The organism is Carboxylicivirga sediminis (assembly GCF_018156225.1).
Taxonomy (GTDB): domain Bacteria; phylum Bacteroidota; class Bacteroidia; order Bacteroidales; family Marinilabiliaceae; genus Carboxylicivirga; species Carboxylicivirga sediminis.
The window spans coordinates 127,579-152,539 of record NZ_JAGTAR010000010.1; the positions used below are offsets into that span (position 1 = coordinate 127,579).

Sequence of the window (24,961 nt, forward strand, 5' to 3'; positions counted from 1 at the left end):
AAACTACAGAACATGAAGAAAAATCTACATGCATTCTCATATCACATCGGTGTGATTGTTCTGGCTTTGCTGCTAAGTATTAGTACAAAGGCACAGAACTATGAGAATGGCGTTCTGCAAGGAGCGTTCAGAGTAAAACTTAAACCTCACTTATTAGAAAGTGTGCAGCTTAATATCCAGGGCGGGCAGCAGGTTGTAACAACAGGTGTTAGTGATATCGACCTGTTAAACGCTCGTTTTTCGGCTGTTAACATGCAACGGATATTCCCGTTTTCACCAAGGTTCGAAGCCAAACATCAAAAGTATGGTTTACACCTTTGGTATGAAGTAAGCATTGCCAATGAAGCTTCAACGCAGAGTGCAATACAGGCATACAGTGCCTTAGCGTCTGTTGAGGTTTGTGAACCTATTCGCGAGGTAAGCCTCATTCACCCCATGAACAGTAAAACAATTGATAAGAGCCAGCAATTGAAAGCCGCTGCTTCAATGCCTTTTAATGACCCTTATCTGCCAATGCAGTGGCACTATAATAATACTGGTCAGACAAATGGAATAGCAGGAGCAGATATGAATGCTTTTGAGGCCTGGAAGGTTACTGCGGGTTCTAATAACGTAATTGTATCAATACATGATGAAGGTGTTGATGTCAAGCATGAGGATTTAAAAGATGCCATGTGGGTAAATGAAGCCGAGCTAAATGGCGAACCTAACGTGGATGATGATGGTAATGGCTTTAAGGATGATATTTATGGTTTTAACTTTGCCGACAATATGGGAGATATTACTCCCGGACACCATGGTTCGCATGTGGCTGGTACGGTAGGGGCTGTAAATAATAATGGTATCGGCGTAGCAGGTGTAGCCGGCGGAACGGGTAATAATGACGGGGCACGTATTATGAGTTGCCAGATACTTGGTGGTGTTAGTCAGGGAAATCTACCCAACTCATTTGTTTATGCAGCTGATAATGGTGCTGTTATTTCACAAAATAGCTGGGGATACAATCAACCGGGCTATATCGAGCAAGCCATTTTAGATGCCATTGATTATTTCATTAAGGAGGCCGGCTCCTATGCGGGTAGTCCTATGAAAGGCGGCGTTGTTATTTTCGCAGCTGGTAACGATAATTACGATGGCCAATTTTATCCTGGTTATTACGATGAAGTCATTGCTGTATCAGCACTTGGTTCGAGCAATGAGAAGGCATCCTATTCCAATTATGGAACATGGGTTGATCTGGCAGCTCCGGGTGGCGACACTGGCGATGATGCCAATATGACCGATAACCAGGCACAGGCTGGTTATTCAAATGGTGTGCTGAGTTGTTATGCCGGAAATACTTATGGTTATATGGATGGAACTTCTATGGCGTGTCCCCATGTTTCTGGTATTGCAGCTTTGGTAGTGTCCAAGTATGGAAGCGAGAGTTTTACCAATAATGATTTGAAGAGACATCTTTTAACAGCCGTCAATGATATTTACGAGCAGGAAGGCAATGTGCCCTATGTTGGCAAACTTGGTAATGGTGCCATTGACGCTGCACTGGCGCTTAAAAACAATACGGGCGATATGCCTGATGCTATCACAGATTTATCGATGTCGGGTCTTGCTCAGGATTTTGCAGTTTTAGAGTGGAGTGTGCCGGTTGACAATGATGATACTAAACCGTGGGAGTTTGAAGTGCTTTATTCGGAAGAAGCCATTACCCATAGTACTTTGGAGTTTGCCCGTAGCTTGCAATTACGTAATGAAAATGAGCCGGGTGAAAAAGTGAGTATTGAAGTACCCGGCTTGGAGGCCTTAACAGAATACCATTTTGCTGTGCGAAGTATTGATCGTTGGGGTAACTATTCCGATTTCTCAAATCCATTGACAGCAACTACCAATGCAGGCCCGGATGCTCAGATTGATCCAACAACAAAGAGTTTGCATTTCGATGTTGACGCCTCCACTTCTGCTTTGGCATCCATGAATTTTAATATCCTGAATAAAGGAGAAGGTCTATTGCGCTGGATGACAGAGAATCATCATGTTTCCAGTATAGATGCATATAGCTATGCTAACAATCTGCGCTATCCTAACCTTAAGCAGCTGTCTTTAAGTAAGCAAGCCAATATTCAGACTTATGTGGCAGGCAAAGATATGCCTATCAGCACCTATAGCCAAACTACAACAACTGATCACATCCGGTACTTTGATACCTGGAGAAGCATGTATTACATTGGAGAGGAGGATACTTCATATACCAATTCTGCTGCCATTCGTTTTTTTACTTCACGACAAGAGGGGTTTAACATGACCCATGTTGAAGCATTGTTGCGCAACGATCCAGTCAGAGGACCTATGATTCTTGAAATACGCGAAGGAGCAGATTTACTGGACTCAAAGTTGCTGTATGCTCAAGAGATTGATGAAGCCAGTGACTATGGATTTACAAATATTCAGCTTGAAGAGCAATTGTTTTTCCCTTATGGCACGCATTTCTGGATAGTGGTGCATGTACCATCTGGCAACCGTTATCCTCTGGGGGCTGGTGTTGAGTTACAGCCCGAATTATCCGAGATGTGTTACATGAGTTTAAATGGGGGTAAGTCGTGGGCTCGTTTCGAAGACCTTTATTATAATAACCTGGTGGTTTGGGCATTTACGCCAATCAGCAAGTTAAAGCCAGAGCAAGAATATTTAAGTCTTACGCCATCATCCGGTGAGACATTGGCCGAAGAGGCTTCAACTGTGGATGTCAGTGTGGATATGTCACAGTTGGTGAATGGAACTTACCGTTCTAATATAGTGGTATATACCAATGAAACAGACTCTTCGATGCTGCGTGTGCCAACAAGCGTTAACTTAAGCGGGCATCCATTTAATTTGCAGAGTGAAAGTATTATCGATTGTGGAAGTGTTATTTTGGGTAATGCTAAAGTAATACCGGTAACTATTGATAATATAGGCTTAGGAAATTTCTCATCTGCTTATATTGAAATTACCAACCCGGATTTTAAAGTAAAGTCCAACTATTTGGGCAAGATAGCTGCAAAATCAGGTATTCAGTTTAATGTGGTCTTTGAACCCTCTGCTGCAGGTAATGCCAATGCTGTTGCACGCATCTATAATTACAATGGCGATGAATACATCTTCAACCTGTTTGGTGTTGCCGCCGAACCTCCGGTGATGGAAATCAGTCCGGCTACTTTAACGTATGATGATCTGACAATTGGTGATGAGGTTCAGGGCGAGTTCACCATTACTAACACTGGTAAATATCCCTTAGAATATTTCTTGCCGGCATTTGTTGAAAGCGACCAAACTGTTACGGTTGATGAAAAAACACACCTGTTTGGTTATGCAGCACAAATTAATGAGGGAGGCTTATTACCCAACCCGCCATTTGTTTGGACCGATATATCCAATACGGGAACAAAAGTTGAAGACTATGACCGTACCAAAGGATATTTCTACTATCCTGTAGAGTTGGATTTTGAGTTCCCATTCTTCGGGAAACGTGAGAATAGCTTGTATATTACCAACTGGGGAATGGTTACTTTTGATCAGAACAGTTCATTTAATGTATGGCCTCCAAGTTTTAAACTGGCTGATTGTCCGGATCGTTTTATTTCGGTTATGGGTCGCCAGTATGATTTGAGTAAAGGAGGAGCTATCTACTATCAAAGTTTTGGCGATAAGTTTGTTGTTCAGTACGATAAGGTGGTGTGGGAAAGCTTCGATTGGTGGTCTGGCGAAAGCCTGATGCACGAACAATCATTCCAGATTGTGATCTATAATAATGGAAATATTGAGTTCATTTATAATACATTGGATGGCCTTGATGCCGGAACATTGTCACAATCGTTTATTGCCATTGAAGATCAGCTGCAAAGCGATGGGTACTTTATCACAGATATTGATTCACCTGATTTTGTAGTAAGCGATCAAACGGTAATTCGTTTTGTTAACCCCGGTTTGGGGCTCGTTACTGAACTAACCAACCCACAAGGAAAAATACAGGTTGGAGAATCGGTAACATTAGCTTTCAAAGCATCTACTGACGTGTTAAATGTAGAGCGTCATCTTGAAAAATTATCGGTACTAAGCAATGATCCCCTGAATAACCCAGGTATTTTCACCATTGACATGAACATTACAGGAGGCGGACTTCCTAATGTAGAGGTGAGCCAGACAGCTATTAACTTTGGGCAGGTATTTCAGGGTGATGTTGTCAACCAGCCTGTTTGGGTAATTAATAATGGCCGCGCTACATCCAGCATTAATTCAGTTGTATCAAGCGATGTGAAGTTTACCATTGACGGAGTGACACCGCAAGAAATAACACCTGGCCGTAAATTGCCTTATGTTGTAATGTTTAATACCAGTGAATTAGGTGTATTTAATGCCAATGTTGTTATTACAACCAGCGAAGGAGATGAACTAATTGTTGCTGTTACCGGAGAGGTGATTGAAGCACCTGTGATGGATGTTTCTGTTTCATCTATTACCGAAACTGTTGCTGCCGGAAACCAGGTGACTGTGCCATTCACCATTGCAAATACTGGTGGCAATGACCTGCATGTAGCGGCAGTGGGTGCCGATTGGTTGACGATTGATAAGAAGGTGGCTCCAATGAGTGAAATAAAAGATTTCACTTATTATATAAGCACTAGCGACGAGGAAAATGGCCCTGACTACAACTGGGTTGACATTGTGGAAACAGGCGTAGCAATTCCTGAGGAAACGATTTATAATAATTACTGGGTTGAAACGATTGAATTGCCATTTGAGTTTAATTTCTATGGTCAGGCTTATTCGTCTGTCTACGTCGGTGGTAATGGAGTTTTAAGCTTTAATAGTAACACTGAAGATTACTGGTTTGGTGGTGAATTAATGCCAAGTACCAATGAGCCGAACAATCTTGTAGCTGCATTATGGGGACTTACAGGGCCAAATATGGAATTCTTTGAGGATGCAGGTATTTATTATCAGGTGGCTGATGATAAGTTAATTGTGCAGTACCATATGATGGTTGATGGTTTTGGCATGAGCGATCCAACATCCTGCCAGATTATACTATATGCCAATGGTAATATTAAGTTGCAGTATGAATGGCACAATGCCTGGGTAACTCATGTGGCCAGTTATTCGCAAGCTGGATTAGAGAATGCAGACGGAACAGAGGCCGTGGTTTACTCAGCCTATGAAGAAAGCCGTATCCATGATGATTTAGCGGTTGTGTTTACACCAGTTGAAAAGCATGTTGTAGCACCTGGTTCTTCAATGGATTTTGTAGCAACATTAGATGCCGCTGAGCTATTTGCAGGTACTTATACCACTAATTTAGGAGTGCTTAATAATACACCCGGAACAGGTAGGTTTGATATACCGGTTACTTTCAATGTGACTGGTGAGGCGGTTCCAATTGCACCATCATCTGTTGATTTTGGTTCGCCAATGGTGGTTGAGCAGCCTAATGCACAATGGTATGAACCGCCGTTTAAAGCTTATGAGATTGAGTTCGAGATTAAGAATGAAGGCACCAAACGTTTCGAGATTCTTGGTTTTGACCTCTCGAAGATGAGCAAAATGATACAAGAGAATTCAACCTATGATAAAATCCAGGCTTACACACTTGCATCTGCTGGATGGGGTGAGCCAATGGTGCAATGGGTTGATATTAACATGCTTCCATATTATGACTGGATGACGGGTGCCATTCCACTTTACGTAGAGCCAATGTCGTCGCTGAAGCTAAAGGCCAACTATATGCCAGACGAGACATTAAATGCAGAAGGTACTGCATTGTTGCCATTGGCAGATATATTGGTAATTAATACTGATATGGCAGAAATGCCAAATATTGAGATTGCCTTTACGGCCAGCCCGGTTTTACCGCCGGTGATGTCCACTAGTGCAGAGTTGGTCAGTGTATATGCCCAAGATGACAATGTGGTGGAGACCCATACCGTTGTATTGGATAACAGCCAGGGAAATTCTGATCTGGTATATACCATTAAGATGGACTATGAGCGAAACGCGCATATATCTTCGGCTGTATCGCCATTGGCAACTAATGAAGGAGACAAGCCTGCATTAATACAAAGTACCCATGAGCAATCAATCATAGCCCCTGCTGCCCATAGTGCCGACGAATACAATCGAATCCTTAGCTATTCCGATGCTACCGAACCAGAATCAAAGCTGGGTTTAGGAGGTAGCTATCAGTTTGGTGTTGCTACTCGCTATATGGCACCTGAGAATGGCTTTAACCTGACTCATGTTCAAACCTGGTATACTCCTGAAGAATGGCTGGATTCAAAAATCACTGTTGAAATATTGGCTGGTTCTCAATATATCTCTCAATGCGAGGTGATCTATACGGAGGACTTTCAGCATGCCATCGAAGAAGCCGATTTTATTGGAAAGATGCTCACCTTTGAGCTGACACAGACGCAGATTTTCTATCCGAATGAACCATTTTTTGTGGTCTTTAAATATCCAACAGCAGTTAAATATCCACAAGGAATTGTTGAGATAGGCGAAACCGTTGATGGCCGCTTTTCATACAATGCTGCTGATGTGTGGTATGACCTGGGCGGTACTGATTTCGCCACCAAGGGATGGATGACAACAGCTATTGAGGCGGAATATAAAACAGGCCTTTGGGTAGAGCTACAAAACCAAATGCAGGGAGTTGTGCCAGCTGGACAAGTAGTTGATCTTGATTTCTTATTCAGTGCTATATATGCTGATAATGGTGATAACCGGGCAGTAGCTACCATTAGCTCAAACGACCCGTTTAATTCCATGGATAAAATCAACTTGCACATGTTGCGTAACCGTGCACCCGAAATTATCAGCCCTGATGATGAGGTGTCGGTAATTGAAAATGAGGTGATGCAACTTGAGATAGCTGGTATTGATCATGAGGGGAATGAATTTGACTGGCTGCCAAACCAGATGCCGGAATTCATCACCACGCAGGTTATTGAGGGCAACAAGTTAGCACTTACCATAGAGCCTGGTTACGAAGCGGCAGGTGTTTATCAGTTTAGTATAGAGGCCACTGATGCCTTTAATAATTCTGCTACCTTACCTATGACTGTTAATGTTATCAACAATAACAGGGCACCTGTTGTGGCTAAGGAGATTGCTGAGCAGGATGTCATCATGGAAAACGGGGTAGTTGCATTAAACCTGATTGATTTTATCAATGATCCGGATAATGAACAATTAAGCTTCGAGCTGATGAATGAAGATAATGCCATTATTGAGGTGTTTGTTGCCGATAATCGTATTATGCTTAATCCATTAACTATTGGACAATCGCTTGTGTCAATAACAGCAACAGATCCGCATGGTGCTACTGTTGTACATGAGTTTATTGTTACTGTTCGTAATCGCACCGGTATTGATGATAGCCTCAATAGTCGTTGGATGCTTTACCCCAACCCTGCAACACAGCATGTTACTGTATCATGGGGTGCTGATGTCACCACTGATGTTTATGTGAGGTTATTGAGTGCAACGGGTAATGTACTTGCCAATGAGGTTGTTAATGCCTTAATGCAGAGTGAGTATACGATAATGCTTGATGAGCTTACACCGGGAGTTTATTTTGTTGAGTTAATTGAAGGTCAGCAGACATTTGTATTTAAAGTGATAAAGCAATAAATGTGAGTTAGTTATTTTTTTCGACTGGTTGTGGATGTCTGTTTGCAACCAGTCGATAACTACAACTTGAAAAATTAAATAGTATTATGAAATTATATATCTTTTATTTCTACCTGATTTGCACTTTAGCAACCTGCCTCCTGTTGATGGTGAGTTGCTCAAAAGATGATCCGGCCGATACAACAGCACCATTAGCCAGTTTTTCGTCACCAGTAGAGGCAACGAAATATATGCGCGGGCAATCGTTAATTTGTAACGCAGTATTTGAGGATAATGATGAACTGTCGCATGTTGATATTTCCATCAGTTCATTAAAAAGCTTAAAGGGTTATAATGATCCCTGGTTAGCAAGTGAATCTGTTGAACTGACAGGAAAAGTTAGTGAGTTGTCGGCTTACCAGGTTTTTGGAGAGGCTATACCTTTCGAAATCATGTCAGGCGATTATTTGTTAGAATTTACTGTTTTTGACAAAGCCCTCAATTATTCAACGTATAAGTTCAATGTAACTTTAGAGTAGGTTATATAGGTAGGTATATTGTTGAGGCAGGTTTTAAGCCTGTCTCAATTTTTTGTTTTTAGATGCTATTAATGAAACTCTTTTTACTTCAGAATTAGCCTTGAAATATAGATTGGAGGGCAAAGGTCATATGCAGTTGAACTAAATGGACCGAATTAAGTTCATCCTTTAAATAATATTTAAAACGCAACCATTTAATTAAAAATACGTCAAGGTATTGGCATTGCTTTCTATGCCATGGGGAATTTGAACATGAATATAAAATCTCAATAAGCTTTATGCGTATTCAACTATTATGCATTGTTGCTATTTTATCAACGAATGTACTTGGACAAGATGTTCTGCTGCTTGACAGCCTGAATGTTCAGCTTAACTATGCAAAACAAGATAGTAATAAGGTAAAAACGCTTTGGGAACTATCTGACTATTATTGGGCAGATGATTTGAGGCAGGCTTACCGATACTCCGAAGAAGCCTTGGCACTGGCCAAAGAACTAAAAGATGACAGGTTAATTGCTATCTCATATCAGAAAGTGGGAGATGCACTTGTGTTCAGAGGCGATAAAAGCAATGCACTTAAGCACTACCTGGCAGGTCTTGAAATAGTGGAGCAACTAAATGATGAGACCTTGCTTTTTACTTTATATCATAATATGGGGGTGCTGTTCGATAGGCTTACTGACTACGATCAGGCTTTAAGTTATTATGAGAAGGCACTGTACGTCTATAATAATGCAGATGAGAAAACGGATGCTATGCAAAGTGTGCATACACTTTATAATAGTATGGCCAATATTTATGATGAGAAAAATGATACTGCCACAGCTATTAAATACTATCAGAAGGCGCTTAAGCTGGCTACCGAGAAAGAGGATTACCAGGCATTAGGAACCATTTACAATAACCTGGGAAAAGTATCATTGGAAGCCAGGGAGTGGGAGGTGGCATACGGACATCTAACCAACTCGTTAAAGTGCCGACAAAAAATTAATGACCTGAATGGAATGGCCAAGTCATACAATAACCTGGCCACGTACTATCTGATGCTCAATCAAACGGATGATGCTTATGCCGTGGCCAGACAAGCCCTGGAACTGGCTCATCGGGCTGGTGCCATGCTCACCCGCCTGACAGCGCTGCAAAATATGTCAACCATATACGAGAGTAAAGGTGAATTAGACCTGGCATTAGATAAGTATAAGCAATATAAGGCATTGAATGATAGTTTGATAAATGAAAGTTCCATAAAGAAACAAACAGAGCTTCAGATTAAGTACGAATATGAGAAGGAGCAAAAAGTAAAAGAGGCTGAGCAACAAAAAAGGAATTTTCGTTACATATTGGTTATTTCAGTCTTACTGCTCGGCTTAATTATCTCAATATTGTTGTATCGTTTAACACAGAATCGTGCAAAGCGCGTCAGGCTCGAAAATGAGAATCTTGAGAAGGATCTGGAAATGCGTAATCAGGATATTGTAGTCAAGGATAAAGAGCTGGCTTCATCGGTGTTATATCTGCTTAAAAAGAATGAGCTGCTTAATAATGTATCTGAGCGATTGCTGCAGCTCAAAAAGAAAATGAAGGCAGACAATCATAATGCCATTCAAAAAATTATACTTGATATTCAGGAAGGGGCCAAAGAGGATATGTGGGAAGAATTCGAAATACGCTTCCAACAGGTTCATGATGATTATTTTAAGAAACTGAAAGGGCATGCCCCTGACCTGACCCCGGGTGAAATCAAAATTTGTACTTTCCTTAAGCTAAATATGACGAGTAAAGAAATCTCTGCCATCACACGGCAAAGTGTGAAGAGCATCGAAGTAGCTCGTACCCGCATTCGCAAAAAAATGCGTTTGACCAATAAAGAAGTTAATCTGGTTAATTTTTTAATGGAACTGTAGGTTACACCAATAACTCAACGATAGACATCTGAGCATGTCTTATCCATTGTTGGACCAATTATTATCAGACTCTATATGAGTTGATTTGCTAATGAATTTGGCTGCATCGATTCATTATCATCCAATCTTTAGGTGGACGTATCATGTATTAACCCGGGTTCAAAATTCATGTCGAACTCGGGTTATTAGATTATCATTAATACATGGCAGGTTATCCTTCTTTCTATATGTGAAGTCCTATGCATTTCCCGATGTGGGAAATACATTCATACTATAGCTAATTCATCAAATAAACTAAAGGCACTCTGTCAATCTGCTTCTATTCTGAATATGCCTCATTAAGTTTCTTCGATTGTAAATACTTCTGGATAAAGGGCCCTTAAAAGGCAAAGAAAACAAGCAATTCTGGTCTTGAATATTAAAGGGGGTAATACGATGTGTACCATTGGCTTGCCAATGTCATTAAGTTAGGAGTCTCCCTCACACTCACCCTTTGCTTCCCTAAAGGGAACAGCGTGAGGGGTAAGCCCCTTTAGGGGTTTGGGGTAGTATCTGGGCACTATAAACCCTTAACTTAATGACAATGCATTGGCTTGCGGAATGTAACCTGCAGATAATTAAATCAATATTGGTTTTTGTAGTACCGTTGAGGTAGTGAAAAAAAGCTGCTGAGTGTTTATTTATCAGTGTTTGTAGTTGTATTAAGTGGACACCAATATCACCTCCTGTTTTCATATCCTATAAACTTGTCGTCATGTAAAAATCAGAGTCAATTCATCAGCTGACACAAGGAGTATGAACGATAAAAAAGATAAAGAGATTGAGAAGCTAATTGCCAAGAAACGATTAGAAAGTGAGGCACTGAAAAAAATATTGGATGCCATTAATACCAAGCGTGAAGCTAACGCACATAAACTAACGAAATCCAAATAATGCCTGAAGGATAATTATCCGAGGGTGCCAATAATCACATTTATTGTATAAATAAAAATCTATGATGAAGTTATTACAAATGAAACAAGTCATGCTTACAGGGCTTTGCTTGATACTGCTACTTGGCAGTCTTGCAGCACAAGTGCCTAATGCAAGTATGCACGATGGTGTTGTAAGGGTAAAGTTCAAGCGCGAGCTTTCCACAACACTTAAAAGTCTGAAGTCGACCAAACAAGCCGGTATACTATCAACCGGTATTGAAGCCTTTGATGCGGCCAGTCAGCAAGTGCAGGCATCAAACATGAAGCGTGTATTCCCTTATTCAGCAAAGCACGATGCAAAGCATCGCAAGCATGGATTGGATTTGTGGTATGAGGTGCGTTTTGATAACACCGTTAATCCATTGGAGGCGGTTGCAGCCTATAAGGCGAGTGCCGAAGTGGAAATAGCAGAACCTGTTTACCAGAAAGTGCATATTAAAGGCGAAGCAGTACCTTATAATGGTTCATCGTTAAAAAGTACAGCCAATGCGCCATTTGACGATCAGTTTTTGGCTGAGCAGTGGCACTATGAAAATACCGGCACGCTTACTCCAAGTATTCCTGAAGCAGATATTAATGTTTATGAGGCCTGGAAAACGCAAGCTGGTCAGCCAAATGTGATTGTTAGTATTGTAGATGGTGGTATTGATACAGAACATGCCGACCTGAAAGATAACCTGTGGGTGAACCAGGCCGAGCTGAATGGTACAGCCGGTCAGGATGATGATGGCAACGGTTATGTGGATGATATATATGGATTTAACTTTGCTGATGCAACTGGTTCAATCACTGCACACGACCATGGAACTCATGTAGCAGGAACAGTGGCAGCTGTAAATAACAATGGTATTGGAGTAGCCGGGGTAGCCGGAGGAACTGGTAATGGTGATGGCGCACGTCTAATGTCCTCGCAGGTATTTACTTCGGCCGGAGGAGCTGGAGGATTTGCCTCAGCTATCGTATATGGTGCTGATAATGGAGCAGTTATCTCGCAAAACTCATGGGGTTATAAATCAGCCGGAGTTGTTGAACAAACAGTATTAGCGGCCATTGATTATTTTATTGCTGAAGCCGGGATGTACGAAGGTAGCCCCATGAAGGGGGGTATCGTCATTTTTGCTGCCGGTAACGATTTTGTAGATGCCGAAATGTATCCTGGCTATTACGATAAAACATTATGTGTGGCGGCACTTGGGCCGGATAATACAATCGCGCATTATTCGAACCATGGTACATGGGTTGATATTTCGGCTCCGGGTGGAGATCAAATGGTGAGCCAGGTAGCAGGCGTGTTAAGTACGGCGCCTAATAACTCATACGCTTATATGCAAGGTACTTCTATGGCGTGTCCACATGTATCTGGAATAGCAGCTTTGGCGGTATCTGAACATGGCGGGCCTAATTTTACGGCTGATGAATTACGTTTATACCTGGAGAGCTCAACTCACGATATTGATCAATTTAATCCCGATTTTGAGGGTAAACTAGGTGTGGGTTACATTGATGCTGCCATGGTATTGAAGAAGAATGAAGGTATTATTCCCGATAATGTTACGGATTTAGCTCTGGCCGGTATCGCTCAGGACTTTGCAACTCTGACATGGAGCGTGCCAGCTGATAGTGATGATGGCTATCCTTCTAATTTCCAGCTATTCTATCATACAGAACAGATAACGGAAAGTAATATTGACGAGGCTAAGTTGGTGAGTATTAATAATATTGATGCCGCAGGAACTTTAAAACAGTTTGAGGTAACAGGTCTCGAACCACTTACTACCTATCATTTTGCCATCCGCTCAATGGACCGATGGGCCAATAAATCAGCATTATCGGCTAATGTGTCGGGCACAACTAATGCAGGGCCTGATATTAATATTCCAACGGATCCACTCACCTACACTCTTAATCAAGCCAATGGTTTTAAGGATAACACAGGCAAATTTGTGATTGAGAACCTGGATGAAGGATTATTAAAATGGGAAGGTGTGATGCGTCATAAATCACATTACCTGGATTATAATGCGCTAGATATACAGTATCCGGTAGCCAATGCATTAGCTGGTAAGTCATCTTATAACGTTCAAAAAATTCCTTCTCGTTCAAATCACTCACTTGCTTCAACATTAAGTGCTGTTGAACTGACAGGTTTTAAGGATGAGATCAGATTTGCTGATGGTAATATATTCATTATTGGTGAAGGAGATGTAACGTTGACGAATTCATCGGCCATGAAATTTTTCGTAGATCGAAAGGATGGATTCAACTTAACAAATGTGGAAATGTTCGTTCGCCATGATCCAGAGACAGGTCCTATGGTGATGGAGATATATGAAGGAGAAACGCTGGACGATGCTCAGCTCATAATGGCCCAGGAAGTGGAAAGCTATTCGCCAGATCCCTATGATATGAATGTGCAGTTGATGGAGCAGTTGCATTTCAGTTATGGTCAAACATTTTGGGTAGTGCTGCACGTACCAGTGGGCAACACCTACTGTTTAGGTGCCCAGGTAGAACTGGATCCTTCATATTCTGATTATAGTTATATGAGCTTTGATATGGGTAACACATGGCACCCATTGAGTAGTCTGATTGATGACTTTTATACCTGGTCAACTGTTGCAGTAAGTAATAATAAATACCTGGGTGAGTACATCACATTAACACCTGCATCAGGAAGTGTTGAACCCAACCAATCTCAGGAAGTGAACCTGAATGTAGATGGTACTACTTTAATTAATGGAAACTACAGTGCCAATATTCTGGTTAAATCTAATGATAGTGATGAGAAAGAATCGCGCCTGGGCATTAGTATGCGAGTTGCGGAGCAGCAGCCCGACTTACGTAATATTGATGTAATTGATTATGGTAGTGTGTTTAATGGTACTTCCAAAACACTGATTATCCCGGTTACTAATTTTGGATATGGTAACTTCTTTGGTATATCAACAAGCGTTTCTGATGCGACTTTTGAGGTTGTTACCAATGATTACTCAATTGATGCACGCGATTATGGCTATATTACGGTTAAATACACCCCTAACGGTGCCGGTAACGACAATGCAATTTTGTCACTGACCGATCAGAAAGGTCATACGCATGATATACGATTGTTTGGCGTGGGTGTCAATCCGGCTAAAATAGAAGTAAGCCCTGCTGAGCAAGTATTAGCAGATATGGCCATTGGCGAAACAGCTACCACCACATTCAGCATTGCCAATGTGGGCGAATACCCGTTAAATTATAAAATAGCCGCCTATGATAATCAGCCTTTGACACGTCAGGATAGTTTGCGTCATAAGTTTGGTTATACCTATGAGACTAATAACAATGGTAATGTAGCGGTACCTTTCGAGTGGGAGGATATTACAACTACCGGTGTTGATGTATCTGATTATTTCAAGGATGTACATCCGAATTATACCTATAAAGAATTGGAGCTGGGTTTTCAGTTTCCATTCTATGACGATAAGATTGAGCGTTTGTATATTACCCGAAACGGGATTTTAACCTTAGACAAAAATGGGCCATTTGGCAATTGTTCGCCGCCAAACTTTGACCCGCGCTGTTCGCCTAAAGGTGCCATATCAATTTTAGGCTGGCCTTTTGATATTAATCGCCGGGGGTCCATCCACTATAAAAAGTATGGTGACAGGGTGATTGTGCAGTATACTGATGTCTTCTTTGAAGAGGCCTGGAGTATTTATGAATCGGGAACATTCCAGATTGTACTTTTCAATAACGGCGATATTGATTTTCGCTTCAAAGACATCGAGAATATGTCCCATTGGGATACTAATGAGGCCTTGATAGGTATTGCTAATCCGGCGTATGATGATGAATTCCGCATTAGTGGAGCTGATTTTCAATTTGGTTACGATCGCTTAGGTGTCTTAACCAGTAACGAGACTATTTTTAAGGTAAAATACCCTGGTACAAAATTAGTAGCAGCCTTATCTAAAACGTCTGGTTACATAGCTCCAGGTGAATCAGAACTGATAACGGTCGATATTAATACATCAGCTGTTAACGAGGGCCAGCTATATCAGCATATATCCATCCTAAGTAACGACCCATTTGCCGAGGCTACGCCTTTTACTGTGAAAGTAAATGTTAATGCTGGTGGTGTAGCCGAACCAAATATTGATCGGACGAATGTGAATTTCGGACAGGTTTTTACAGGAGCAATTGCAGAGCAGATTGTTACTTTGGTAAACAGCGGAAATAAAGATGTTGAGATTACGTCTGCTACTTTTGCAGGAGCTGGTTTTGCCATCGGAAATACCTATCCAAAAGTGCTGAAGGCAAAAACATCAGAATACATCAAAGTAAATATGGTAACTGATGCTGTTGCAACTTTAAGCGATGAGCTCACGATTACCTGTGCAGATGGTACGGTCTTTAATGTTGCATGTACTGGTGAAGTACTGGATGCACCTCAAATAGAGGTTGATGTAACAGAGTTCTATGAAGTGCTGGATGCCGGACAAAAAGTGGTACGCCCGCTAACCATTACCAACAATGGTAATAGCGACCTTGAGTTGTTGATTAGTGGTAATGATTGGGTATATGAGCAGGAGACAGTGGCGCCATTGTCGCTACCTGAATTCGCTTATAGCTATGCCACATCCGATGAGTGGGAAAGTGGGATTGTCTTCGATTGGGATGACATTGTGAAAGATGGAGTCAGAACACCAATGTCATGGTATTCGGAGCATCAGCAGCTTTGGAGAGAAGTAGAGTTGCCTTTCGAAATAAAGCTCTATAATCAGCCAACAAATAAACTATGGATTAGCTGGCAAGGCCTTATAACAACTGTTGAGCCTCGTATTAATCCACCATATATTGGTCCTGATATTTTCCCGAATACAACAGAACCAAACAGTTTGATAGCACCCTATTTCGGAGTTCATAACTACGACCGAAATGAAGAAGAGGCATTAGTGTCGGGTGTTTACCACAAATTGTATGAAGATCGCATTGTGGTTCAGTGGAACGAGTGCTTCGACAAGTATGGATTGGGGTCAAACTATAGTTTCCAGGCCATCATATATACGAGTGGTGTTATTAAATACCAGTACAAGGCCGGAGGTATGGATACATGGTACCACCTGGGTATTGTAGGCTTAGAGAATGCAGCCGGTGATGACGGAGTGCTGGTGGCTGGTTATCAAACCTATTTAAAAGATGAACTGGCCGTGGTGTTATCACCTGCAGAAAAGCGAGTGGTGCCGGCAAATAGTGCTGTAACATTTGATATAGCGTTGGATGCGGTGGCACTCAATGAAAACTGGTATTCCGGACAGCTTAATATCATTAATAATACACCGGATCAGCCAAAGATTAGTATTCCTGTAAATATGGATGTTATTGGTCAGGCAGCTATTGAAGCGCCAGCAACTTTGGAGTTTGGCGAAGTAATGGCCTATGAAACGGAAGATAATTATGGGCAGCTCAATCCGGTGAGTTATTATAAGGAGTTTGAAGTAGCCAATCCAGGCACTAAATCGTTACTACTTTTCTCAATCTTCTTCGAAGATGCAACAGAGTTAGCCGGTCAGGTATACTCTAGTCGTTTCCCCGGGGCCCCTATGTATTGGCAGGATATCCAGTATGCGCGCTGGGTGGAGATAGCACCTGGAACATCAAAAAAATTCAGGGTAGCTTTAACACCTGGTGGCGACATAGCAACCATCAATACCAACTTAGTGCTCGATACTGATTTGCCTGAAGGACAAGTGCTAATCCCTGTTACAGCAAGCGTATCTAAAGCTCCGGCTGCTATTATCGAAGGAGCAGACATTAACATTCTGGCCAACACGAAGGCACATACAGAAACAGGTAGTTTAACCGTATCGAATGTGAATGGACAGGGGCCGCTTGAATATAGTTTGTCGATTGATTACAACCGGACAGGTGAACCTGCAGCAGCTGTATATAGTCGTGTGGCTCCAATGGCGCAGCTGCAGTCAGTAGAAAATAGTGTGCCTGTGGTGAGTACATATGCCCAGAGCAATGAAGCTTTTGATACAACTTTGGAATACGATACAAAAACAGCAGCTGATATCTTCACCGGCTATGGCGAAGGACAGGCCTTTATGCCGGGTATTGTTTTCAGTGCACCAGCCGAAGGGTTTAAATTATCGCATGTTAAAACATGGTATAATCCTAAGGATGTATTAACATCAGATATGACAGTATATGTCTTAGCTGGAGGCACTGGTTTCGAAGATGCAAAGGTGCTTACAGAGCAAACTTATACACATAGTCTTGATGAAGCAGTTGAAGGTGGTGGTTTTGTCACCATCGAACTGGATGAACCACAGCAGTTCTATCCGAATGAGAAATTCTATATTGCTATCGCTTACCAGTTGGGAGTAGAATATCCACAAGGAACAGCGGTGGTAGAGGAACCTGTTGCAGGTCGCTTCTTCTTCCCAACCGACGATGGCTGGTTGGATGTAACCGATGTAGAAAGTCTGGCAGGATATGCCTGGATGATTAAAGCGCTTGAAAAGGAACATGTATCTGCTTCATGGGTACGCATTACTTCGCCGATAACTGGTGTTGTAGAAGCGGGACAGTCACTGAATGTTGAAATGGAGTTCAACGCGGCAGGAGTAATGGATGCTGATAATTATGCGAAGCTGATTGTTGAGTCGAATGATCCTGTGAATCCGACGGTTGATCGTTCAATGTACCTGCGATTGAACCAGGGACCATCATTTACCATTGACCCGGATGCCGTGTTGTCTGTTGAAGAAAACACATCTATAAGTTTTGATGTTACAGCAAGCGACTACGAAGGTGATGCCTGTAACTTTGAACTGACGGAAGCCAATGAGATGGTTACCTTAGCTGTCGCAGAGAATACGATAACAGTTACATATTCGCCCGATTATGTTTCAGCGGGAGTTAATGTGATTTCTATTACAGGTACAGATGTTCACAATAATGCTAGTGTACTGGAGATACCGGTAGAAGTTATTAATGTAAACCGTGCACCTGAAATGACAACCGTGCTTGATGATATGCAGATGGTGTGGGAGAACGGAGTGGTTGATTTTGAACTGGATGCTTACTTCACCGATCCGGATGGCGAAGCAGTCAGCTATGAAGTATATAGTGCCGATTTATCCATCCTCGACGTCTTCCTGTCAGGCAACAAGCTAAAGCTGGAGCCATTGATGGTGAGTGAACAAGGGATTGCCGTTACTGTTGTGGCAACGGATATTCATAATGCCACTACTGAGCATGTTTTCAATGTGAAGGTGATACACCGTACCGGGTTTGATGACATGGATGCTGCACAGTGGGAAATTTATCCAAATCCTGCCTCTTCGGTTATCAACATTCATGGTTCGGCTAATGTGGCTTCAGTTCGTATTCGTATCATGAATGCAGCAGGAACACTGGTTAAGGAGAAGGAGTTTAACTGGGGTGCATCACAAAAGCACACAGTCAATATTGATGACTTGTCGAATGGTATTTATCTGCTGGAGATTTACCATGATTCAGAATCAAGTGTTTACAAGTTAATTAAGAAGTAATTGGGTTAGGTTTTTTTAATAGTTAAACCAATGGAGTGCCTCTTTGGGTACTCCTTGGTTTAAGAAAAAATGCAATCAGATGAATAAAAAAATATATAGAACCACTTTATACCTGATAATGGTGGTTGGCCTGTTAAGCGGGTCTTGCTCTAAAGATGAACCTGGCGATAGTATGGCTCCAACAGCCGTTTTTACAAGTCCATTAACAGAAACAGTTTATCAAAGAGGACAATCCATAATTGTTAATGCTTCATTCGAAGATGATAATGAGCTGTCGCATGTGGAGGTATCCATAGAAGAAGCACAAGTACTGAAGGGCTGGAATACACCTTGGGAAACAAGCGAAGTCATTGAATTATCAGGCAAAAGTCAAAATCTTTCGGCATACGAATTATTTGGTGAAGCTATCCCGATGGATATCAAGTCGGGCGTATACAACCTGGAGTTTATGGTGGTTGACAAGCAATTTAATTTTGCCAATTATAACATGGTTTTAACCATAGAGTAATATGTCATTATAAATATTTACGGGCAGGTATTATTGCCTGCCCGTTTCTTCATTAATTCTAAGCAGCTACCTATTAAACGTTAGATGAAAGGTGGTATTCGAGCTGCACGAAACCTATGATACAGCACCTGATAATGAGGTGTATAATAAATTCAACTATTAATTAATCTATTAAATCTATGAAAAGATTTTTCGTATTCATGGCTTTGCTGTGCTGCGTGAGTATTGGCTTGTTGCAAGCTCAATCGCGCACCATCACAGGAACCGTAACTAATAAAGATGATGGATTTACCATGCCGGGTGTATCTGTGTTGGTAAAAGGTACCACCATTGGTACTGTCACTAATATAGACGGGCAGTATAATCTGTCGGTACCGGCAGATGCCGGCACACTGGTTTTCTCTTTTATTGGAATGTCGAGCCAGGAACAAGTCATTGAAGGAAGAAATGTAATTGACGTTGTGCTTGAGAGCGATAGTAAAGACCTGGATGAAGTGGTTGTAACGGCCTATGGTAGTAAAGGTAAAGTAGGTCTGAAAGGTGCTATCTCTGTTGTGTCGGCCAAAGAGCTGGAACAGATGCCCGTTGCCACTTTTGACCAGATGCTGCAAGGTAAAACAACAGGTCTGCAAATATCGAGCGGTTCAGGGCAGCCCGGATCGAGCAACACCAAAGTACGAATCCGTGGTACGGGCTCTATTATGGCCTCCAATGAGCCTTTATATGTGGTTGATGGTGTACCTATTGAGCCGGGTGTGTTTGGCAGTTTAAATGCGAATGATTTTGAAACGGTAAGTGTCTTGAAAGATGCTGCATCAACAGCTATCTATGGTTCAAGAGCCAGTAATGGTGTCATCTTAATTACTACCAAAAGTGGTGCTGAAGGTACTTCAACGGTTAATGTGCGTCACCAGTCAGGTATTTCTATCAAAGGCGTTGAGAAGTTTGACATGATGAATTCATCAGAAAAACTGTGGTTTGAGCAAATTGCTAAAAAAGGTCCGGGCTGGGAGTTAAGTCCAATGAACCCCAACTACGAACTGTTAAGTCCTGAAGCGCAGGCAGCTCAGGTGGCCGAATTAAATCGATTACGTCAGATTAATACCGATTGGCAGGATCAGTTTTACCGCAATGGTAAAACAATGAGCAATGAAGTAAATTTTTCGGGTGGTAATAAAAAGACTAAATACTATGTGTCTTACCAGAACTACTACCAGGAAGGTTTATCACCACGTTCTGACCTAAACAGAAATACCGGGCGACTTAACCTGGATCATCAGCTGTTTGAAAATATCAGAGTGGGTATTAACACCACCATTGGTCAATCAAAGATCAACCATATCGAGAGTGAAGGAGGCGTGGCGCTAAGTAATCCTTATGCTGCCGTTTATTTAGCTAACCCGTGGGAAGAGCCTTACAATGCAGATGGCGAATTAGCAGCCGGGCATTATCGTTACGTGAACCCCCATTTAACTGAGGACGAAAATAATAGTTTGTACAACCCATATAGTAAAACAGGAACCAATGCCTTGGATATGATGGCCAACTCTACCAATAAGGAGGAGGAAACAAAGTTTATTGGGGCCTTTACACTGGAGTGGGATGTATTACCCTATTTAACTGCCAAAAGCCAGTACGGTATTGATTATCGTCATAGCCTGTATGAGCGCTGGGTAAGTCCTGATAGCTTTTACTCAAACAGTTTGGGCGAAGGTGCTCCGGGACGCGATGGGTCCATCAGTGAAACCTTTAGTCGTCGCACGGCCACCAGTTTCACCAATACACTGGATTTCAAAAAAGTCTTTAATGATATCCATACTGTATCGGCCGTTGTCGGAACAGAATATTTAAACAGGGAATATTTCAACTTTGGTTATACAGGTTATGGCTTGGATCCGAAATTGCCTGAAACACCAGCAACTATTACGCCTGGTACAGATACCAATGGTTATATCCCAACAGTAAGTGGTTATAAAAGTGAGCGTGCTTTGTTCTCATTGTTTTCATTGGTTAACTATACCTACGATGGTAAATACACTTTCTCAGGAAGTTTACGTCGCGATGGTTCTTCTGCTTTTGGTACGAATAATCAGTACGCTGTTTTGTATTCAGCAGGTTTTACCTGGGATGTGGCACGCGAAGGCTTTATGAGCCAGGTTGATTGGGTGAATAATCTGAAGTTCAGAATCAGTTATGGTACCACTGGTAACCAGGAAGGCATTGGCAATTTTGAATCAAAAACGCTTTGGTCAAACACCGAGTATGCCGGTAATCCGGGCTATTACTTAGCACAAGCCGGAGACCCGAATATCAAATGGGAGGTGGCTCACAAGTTCAATGTGGGTATTGATTACAACCTGTTTAATAATCGCTTAAATGGTTCGATTGATCTGTATAATGACAGAACCTCTGATTTGTTTATTCAACAAACCTTCTCCGCATGGGATGGTGTTCCGGGTAATATCCAAACCACCAATGCCGGTGAGATGCGTAACCGTGGTGCCGAGTTACTGATTAATTACGACATCATTCGTAACCGCGATTTAACATGGACGGTAGGAACCAACCTGTCATACAATGCGAATGAGATTACTGACCTGGGGCAGGTAAAGGAATTTGAGCAGGGAACATCCATCGTTCGCGTCGGTTTGCCTATTAATTCGCATTATATTGTGCAGTGGGCCGGTGTTAATCCTGCAACCGGTGATGCTATGTATTATACCAAAGATGGACAGGTTACCACTGACTATAGTGCCGATAATAATGTGGCAGACTTTGGTTCATCTGAGCCTCCATTCTTTGGCGGATTTAATACTTCGGTGAGTTATAAAGGATTTGAGTTGAGTGCTCACTTCACCTTTGCGCAAGGGTTTTATCGTTTCAACAACCAGTCATTCTTCCAGGAGAATCCCAATTTTGCGCAGTTCAACATGTCTTCCAACATGTTAGATATCTGGCAAAAACCAGGTGACATGACCGAAATCCAAGGGGTCCACTCTCAGCGCGAGTTTTCTTCAAAAGATATTGAAGACGCCTCATATTTACGTTTCCGCAACCTGATGATTGCTTATAATGTACCTAAAACGGTGTTGAGTAAAGTTGGATTTATAAAAAGTATGCGACTTTATGGACAAGGTCAGAATCTGTTTACCTGGACAAAATGGACTGGTTTTGATCCTGAGGATAGTAATAATATTGCCCAATATGAATATCCAACTCCCCGAATTTTCACCCTTGGTCTTGATTTGACCTTCTAAGATATACATATCTCAAGCTAAAATTCACTGGGAGTTCCATGTGACAATATGTAATAAAATTTAACACATGAAAAATAGAAATATAATCACTGCTTTTTTTGCAGGAATGCTGTTAATGTCAAGTTGTTCTTTAGATATAGAACCAACTGATTCAATTAGTAGCGATAAAGCATTTGAAACAATTGAAGACCTTGAAAAAGGCCTTGTTGGGGTTATGGGTACTTACGGAGGTCATGGTATTGTAGGTATGAGTGACTGGGCCAGCGACGATTTACGCTACTCATTGAGTAACACCGGCCAGGGAGTACAGGTTCATAACTGGACTTATAATGCCTCAACTGGTGATTTAAGTGGTACCTGGAATGGCAACGCTACTTTGGTAGACCGTGCTAACCGCATATTAGAGGTGGCAGAGCGATTCGATGCGGAAGATGAAGATGTAAAAAGAATCAAAGCCGAATTAGTTTTCACACGCGCTTATGCTCATTTCGAAATTGTGCGTCTGTACTGTAAAAACTATGATTCGAATGATCCGCTGGGTATCCCTTATAAATACGAAGCAGGTGTAGAGTCACCTGCACGTTTGCCACAAGGGGTAGTTTATAAGAATATACTGGGTGATATTGACGCAGCACTGCCGTCTTTACCTGATAAAGCTGAGGGAAGCTATTTCGCAACCAAAGCAGCTGCCTATGCATTAAAAGCACGTGTAGGATTATATATGCGCAATTGGGATTTAGCCATTGAAGCAGCTGATAAATGCCTTGAAACAGGTGTGCGCCTGGCCAATCGTGATGAATATACAGGAGTGTGGGATGATGCCGTTACTGAAGGCGTTGAGGTTATTTTTAAACTGTTTCGCGAGAACGGTACGCTTGGCGATTACTATACACGTAGCTCAAATGGCGATATCTTCTTTCATCCGTCATATGATTTAATGAATCAGTATGAAGATGGCGACATACGTGCTCTGGCCTTCTTTGGCAAGAATTCAGGAGGGCAGGATGTGGTTATAAAGCATGATGGTCGTCCCAATGATAAGCCAAACGTTGTTGACTTAAAAGTTTTCAGGGTATCAGAACTTGTATTGATTAAGGCAGAAGCATATATCGCAAAAGATATGTTGGATGAAGCGGCTTCAGAATTAAATAATCTGCGTAGTCAGCGTTTGGTCAACCCTGTTTTATTGAGCTTTAATACTGCCGCAGAGGCCATGGAAGCACTGCAGCTGGAAAGACGCCGTGAGCTTGCTTATGAAGGCCATCGTTTTTACGACCTTAAACGCTGGAATTTAGGTGTTAGTCGATTAGATGAGGATTCGGAAACAACCGCAAAGAATCTGCCGGCTGGCGATTATCGATTTGTATTTCCCATTCCTCAGCAAGAAATATTTGCCAATGATAACATGGTTCAAAACGGAGGTTATACAGAATAGTTAGTAGTTATCTGAAAAGACAATAAAATTATGAATTACATAGTGAAATATATATTTCTCGCCATTATTGCATTGCTCGTTGGGGCATGTGGCGAAGCTGATAAGCAACTGTTTGATGACCAGGATGCCTACTTTGCTTTTGAGGCTGAGAGTGCGTCCATAAGTGAGAACTCAGAAGACAGATTAGACTTGAGTCTGTATATCGCCAAAAGCAAGGCTATTGGTACGGTAGTTTTGGCAGCAGACAGTGAAGGATTGGATAATCCGGCAATAGAAGGCCTTGACTTTGAAATAGTGGGGGATGAAACGATTACATTTCGTGGGGAGTATTTCCAGGAAGTTTCGATTAAAGTGATGGACAATGACGAGACCGATGGTGATAAGCAGTTTTATCTGACCATGGTTTCCAATGATATTAATGCTGACCTGGGACTGGCTGATGGTAAGCAGTCTAAAGTATTAGTAACCATCATTGATGATGAACACCCCCTGGCATCAGTGTTAGGCTCCTATACACTGAATTATGATTCGCCATGGAATGGCAATGGTCTGCAGGAAGTCAATCAAATATTCTCTGTTGAGGGCAGTGATACTGAAGTGGGCATTGTGCTTGGGTATTATCGCGATAATGAAGATTTTGCTTTGTCAACCAAAGTAAAGGGAACAGTTGATTTAGAAGCCATGACAGTTAGTATTGCTTACGGTCAGCAGACCTACAATGACGGTACAAATGTGCTAACCATGTTTGGTGACGATGAGACACCTGGTGGAATTATCACAGAAGGTTATTTAATAGGGGATATTGACCCCGTAACAGGAGATATTGTTTTCCGCAATCCGTTTGCCATTGCGTTTACAGGTGGTCCGAATGAAGGGTATTATGAGGACCTGTACATTAATCCTGTACTGAAAAAGTAAAGACCAAATAATATAGACTAAAGGTTTTGGTTTTTGTATGAAGCCACTGCAACTAACGAGTTGTGGTGGCTTTTTTGTTTGCTGGTTCTGAATGAGTGCTGTCTGGTTTTGCGGCTGTTTTTACCCATAGGCATAGAAACTCACGGCAATCGCATTTAAACTTACTATTAAGACCACAGATTGCGCAGATTGACCCAGATTAATTGTTTTCCATTGGAAAACTATCTGTGAAGATTTT

General features: G+C 41.8%; 9 protein-coding genes. All 9 read left to right on the top strand.

The annotated features are described in order from the left end of the window. The first annotated feature begins 12 nt into the window (after window positions 1-12). The 9 genes from KDU71_RS08605 (at window position 13) to KDU71_RS08645 (ending at window position 24,723) form a co-directional block, all read left to right on the top strand. Entirely contained in the window at window positions 13-7,662 is a 7,650-nt protein-coding gene (locus tag KDU71_RS08605; protein WP_212189676.1) for a S8 family serine peptidase, read from the top strand. 86 nt (window positions 7,663-7,748) lie between these two features. After that, window positions 7,749-8,180 carry a DUF4625 domain-containing protein gene (locus KDU71_RS08610; protein WP_212189677.1) on the top strand — a complete coding sequence of 144 codons (432 nt, stop codon included), beginning with the start codon at window positions 7,749-7,751 and terminating at the stop codon, window positions 8,178-8,180. Window positions 8,181-8,458: 278 nt separating this feature from the next. Next, the gene (locus KDU71_RS08615; protein WP_212189678.1) at window positions 8,459-10,084 is read left to right on the top strand and encodes a tetratricopeptide repeat protein; all 1,626 of its coding nucleotides are present in this window, start codon (window positions 8,459-8,461) and stop codon (window positions 10,082-10,084) included. 795 nt (window positions 10,085-10,879) lie between these two features. Next, on the top strand, window positions 10,880-11,017 hold the full coding sequence (locus KDU71_RS08620) for a hypothetical protein (protein ID WP_212189679.1): 138 nt from the start codon (window positions 10,880-10,882) through the stop codon (window positions 11,015-11,017). A gap of 61 nt (window positions 11,018-11,078) precedes the next feature. Beyond that, window positions 11,079-18,605, top strand: a complete 7,527-nt coding sequence (locus KDU71_RS08625) for a S8 family serine peptidase (RefSeq protein ID WP_212189684.1) — start codon at window positions 11,079-11,081, stop codon at window positions 18,603-18,605. A 79-nt stretch (window positions 18,606-18,684) separates the two neighbouring features. Then, entirely contained in the window at window positions 18,685-19,113 is a 429-nt protein-coding gene (locus KDU71_RS08630; RefSeq protein ID WP_212189686.1) for a DUF4625 domain-containing protein, read from the top strand. Window positions 19,114-19,292: 179 nt separating this feature from the next. Then, window positions 19,293-22,370, top strand: coding sequence for a SusC/RagA family TonB-linked outer membrane protein (locus tag KDU71_RS08635; protein ID WP_212189688.1), 3,078 nt, complete (start codon window positions 19,293-19,295; stop codon window positions 22,368-22,370). 67 nt (window positions 22,371-22,437) lie between these two features. Next, a complete protein-coding gene (locus tag KDU71_RS08640) occupies window positions 22,438-23,805 on the top strand; it encodes a RagB/SusD family nutrient uptake outer membrane protein (protein ID WP_212189690.1) in 1,368 nt (455 codons plus the stop codon). Window positions 23,806-23,835: 30 nt separating this feature from the next. Then, the gene (locus tag KDU71_RS08645; RefSeq protein ID WP_212189692.1) at window positions 23,836-24,723 is read left to right on the top strand and encodes a Calx-beta domain-containing protein; all 888 of its coding nucleotides are present in this window, start codon (window positions 23,836-23,838) and stop codon (window positions 24,721-24,723) included. The last annotated feature ends 238 nt before the right edge of the window (window positions 24,724-24,961 follow it).

What these genes read in the sequence shown, in the direction of transcription:
- KDU71_RS08605 (WP_212189676.1), top strand. Translation starts at nt 13, where the DNA reads ATGAAGAAAAATCTACATGCATTCTCATATCACATCGGTGTGATTGTT.
- KDU71_RS08610 (WP_212189677.1), top strand. Translation starts at nt 7,749, where the DNA reads ATGAAATTATATATCTTTTATTTCTACCTGATTTGCACTTTAGCAACC.
- KDU71_RS08615 (WP_212189678.1), top strand. Translation starts at nt 8,459, where the DNA reads ATGCGTATTCAACTATTATGCATTGTTGCTATTTTATCAACGAATGTA.
- KDU71_RS08620 (WP_212189679.1), top strand. Translation starts at nt 10,880, where the DNA reads ATGAACGATAAAAAAGATAAAGAGATTGAGAAGCTAATTGCCAAGAAA.
- KDU71_RS08625 (WP_212189684.1), top strand. Translation starts at nt 11,079, where the DNA reads ATGATGAAGTTATTACAAATGAAACAAGTCATGCTTACAGGGCTTTGC.
- KDU71_RS08630 (WP_212189686.1), top strand. Translation starts at nt 18,685, where the DNA reads ATGAATAAAAAAATATATAGAACCACTTTATACCTGATAATGGTGGTT.
- KDU71_RS08635 (WP_212189688.1), top strand. Translation starts at nt 19,293, where the DNA reads ATGAAAAGATTTTTCGTATTCATGGCTTTGCTGTGCTGCGTGAGTATT.
- KDU71_RS08640 (WP_212189690.1), top strand. Translation starts at nt 22,438, where the DNA reads ATGAAAAATAGAAATATAATCACTGCTTTTTTTGCAGGAATGCTGTTA.
- KDU71_RS08645 (WP_212189692.1), top strand. Translation starts at nt 23,836, where the DNA reads ATGAATTACATAGTGAAATATATATTTCTCGCCATTATTGCATTGCTC.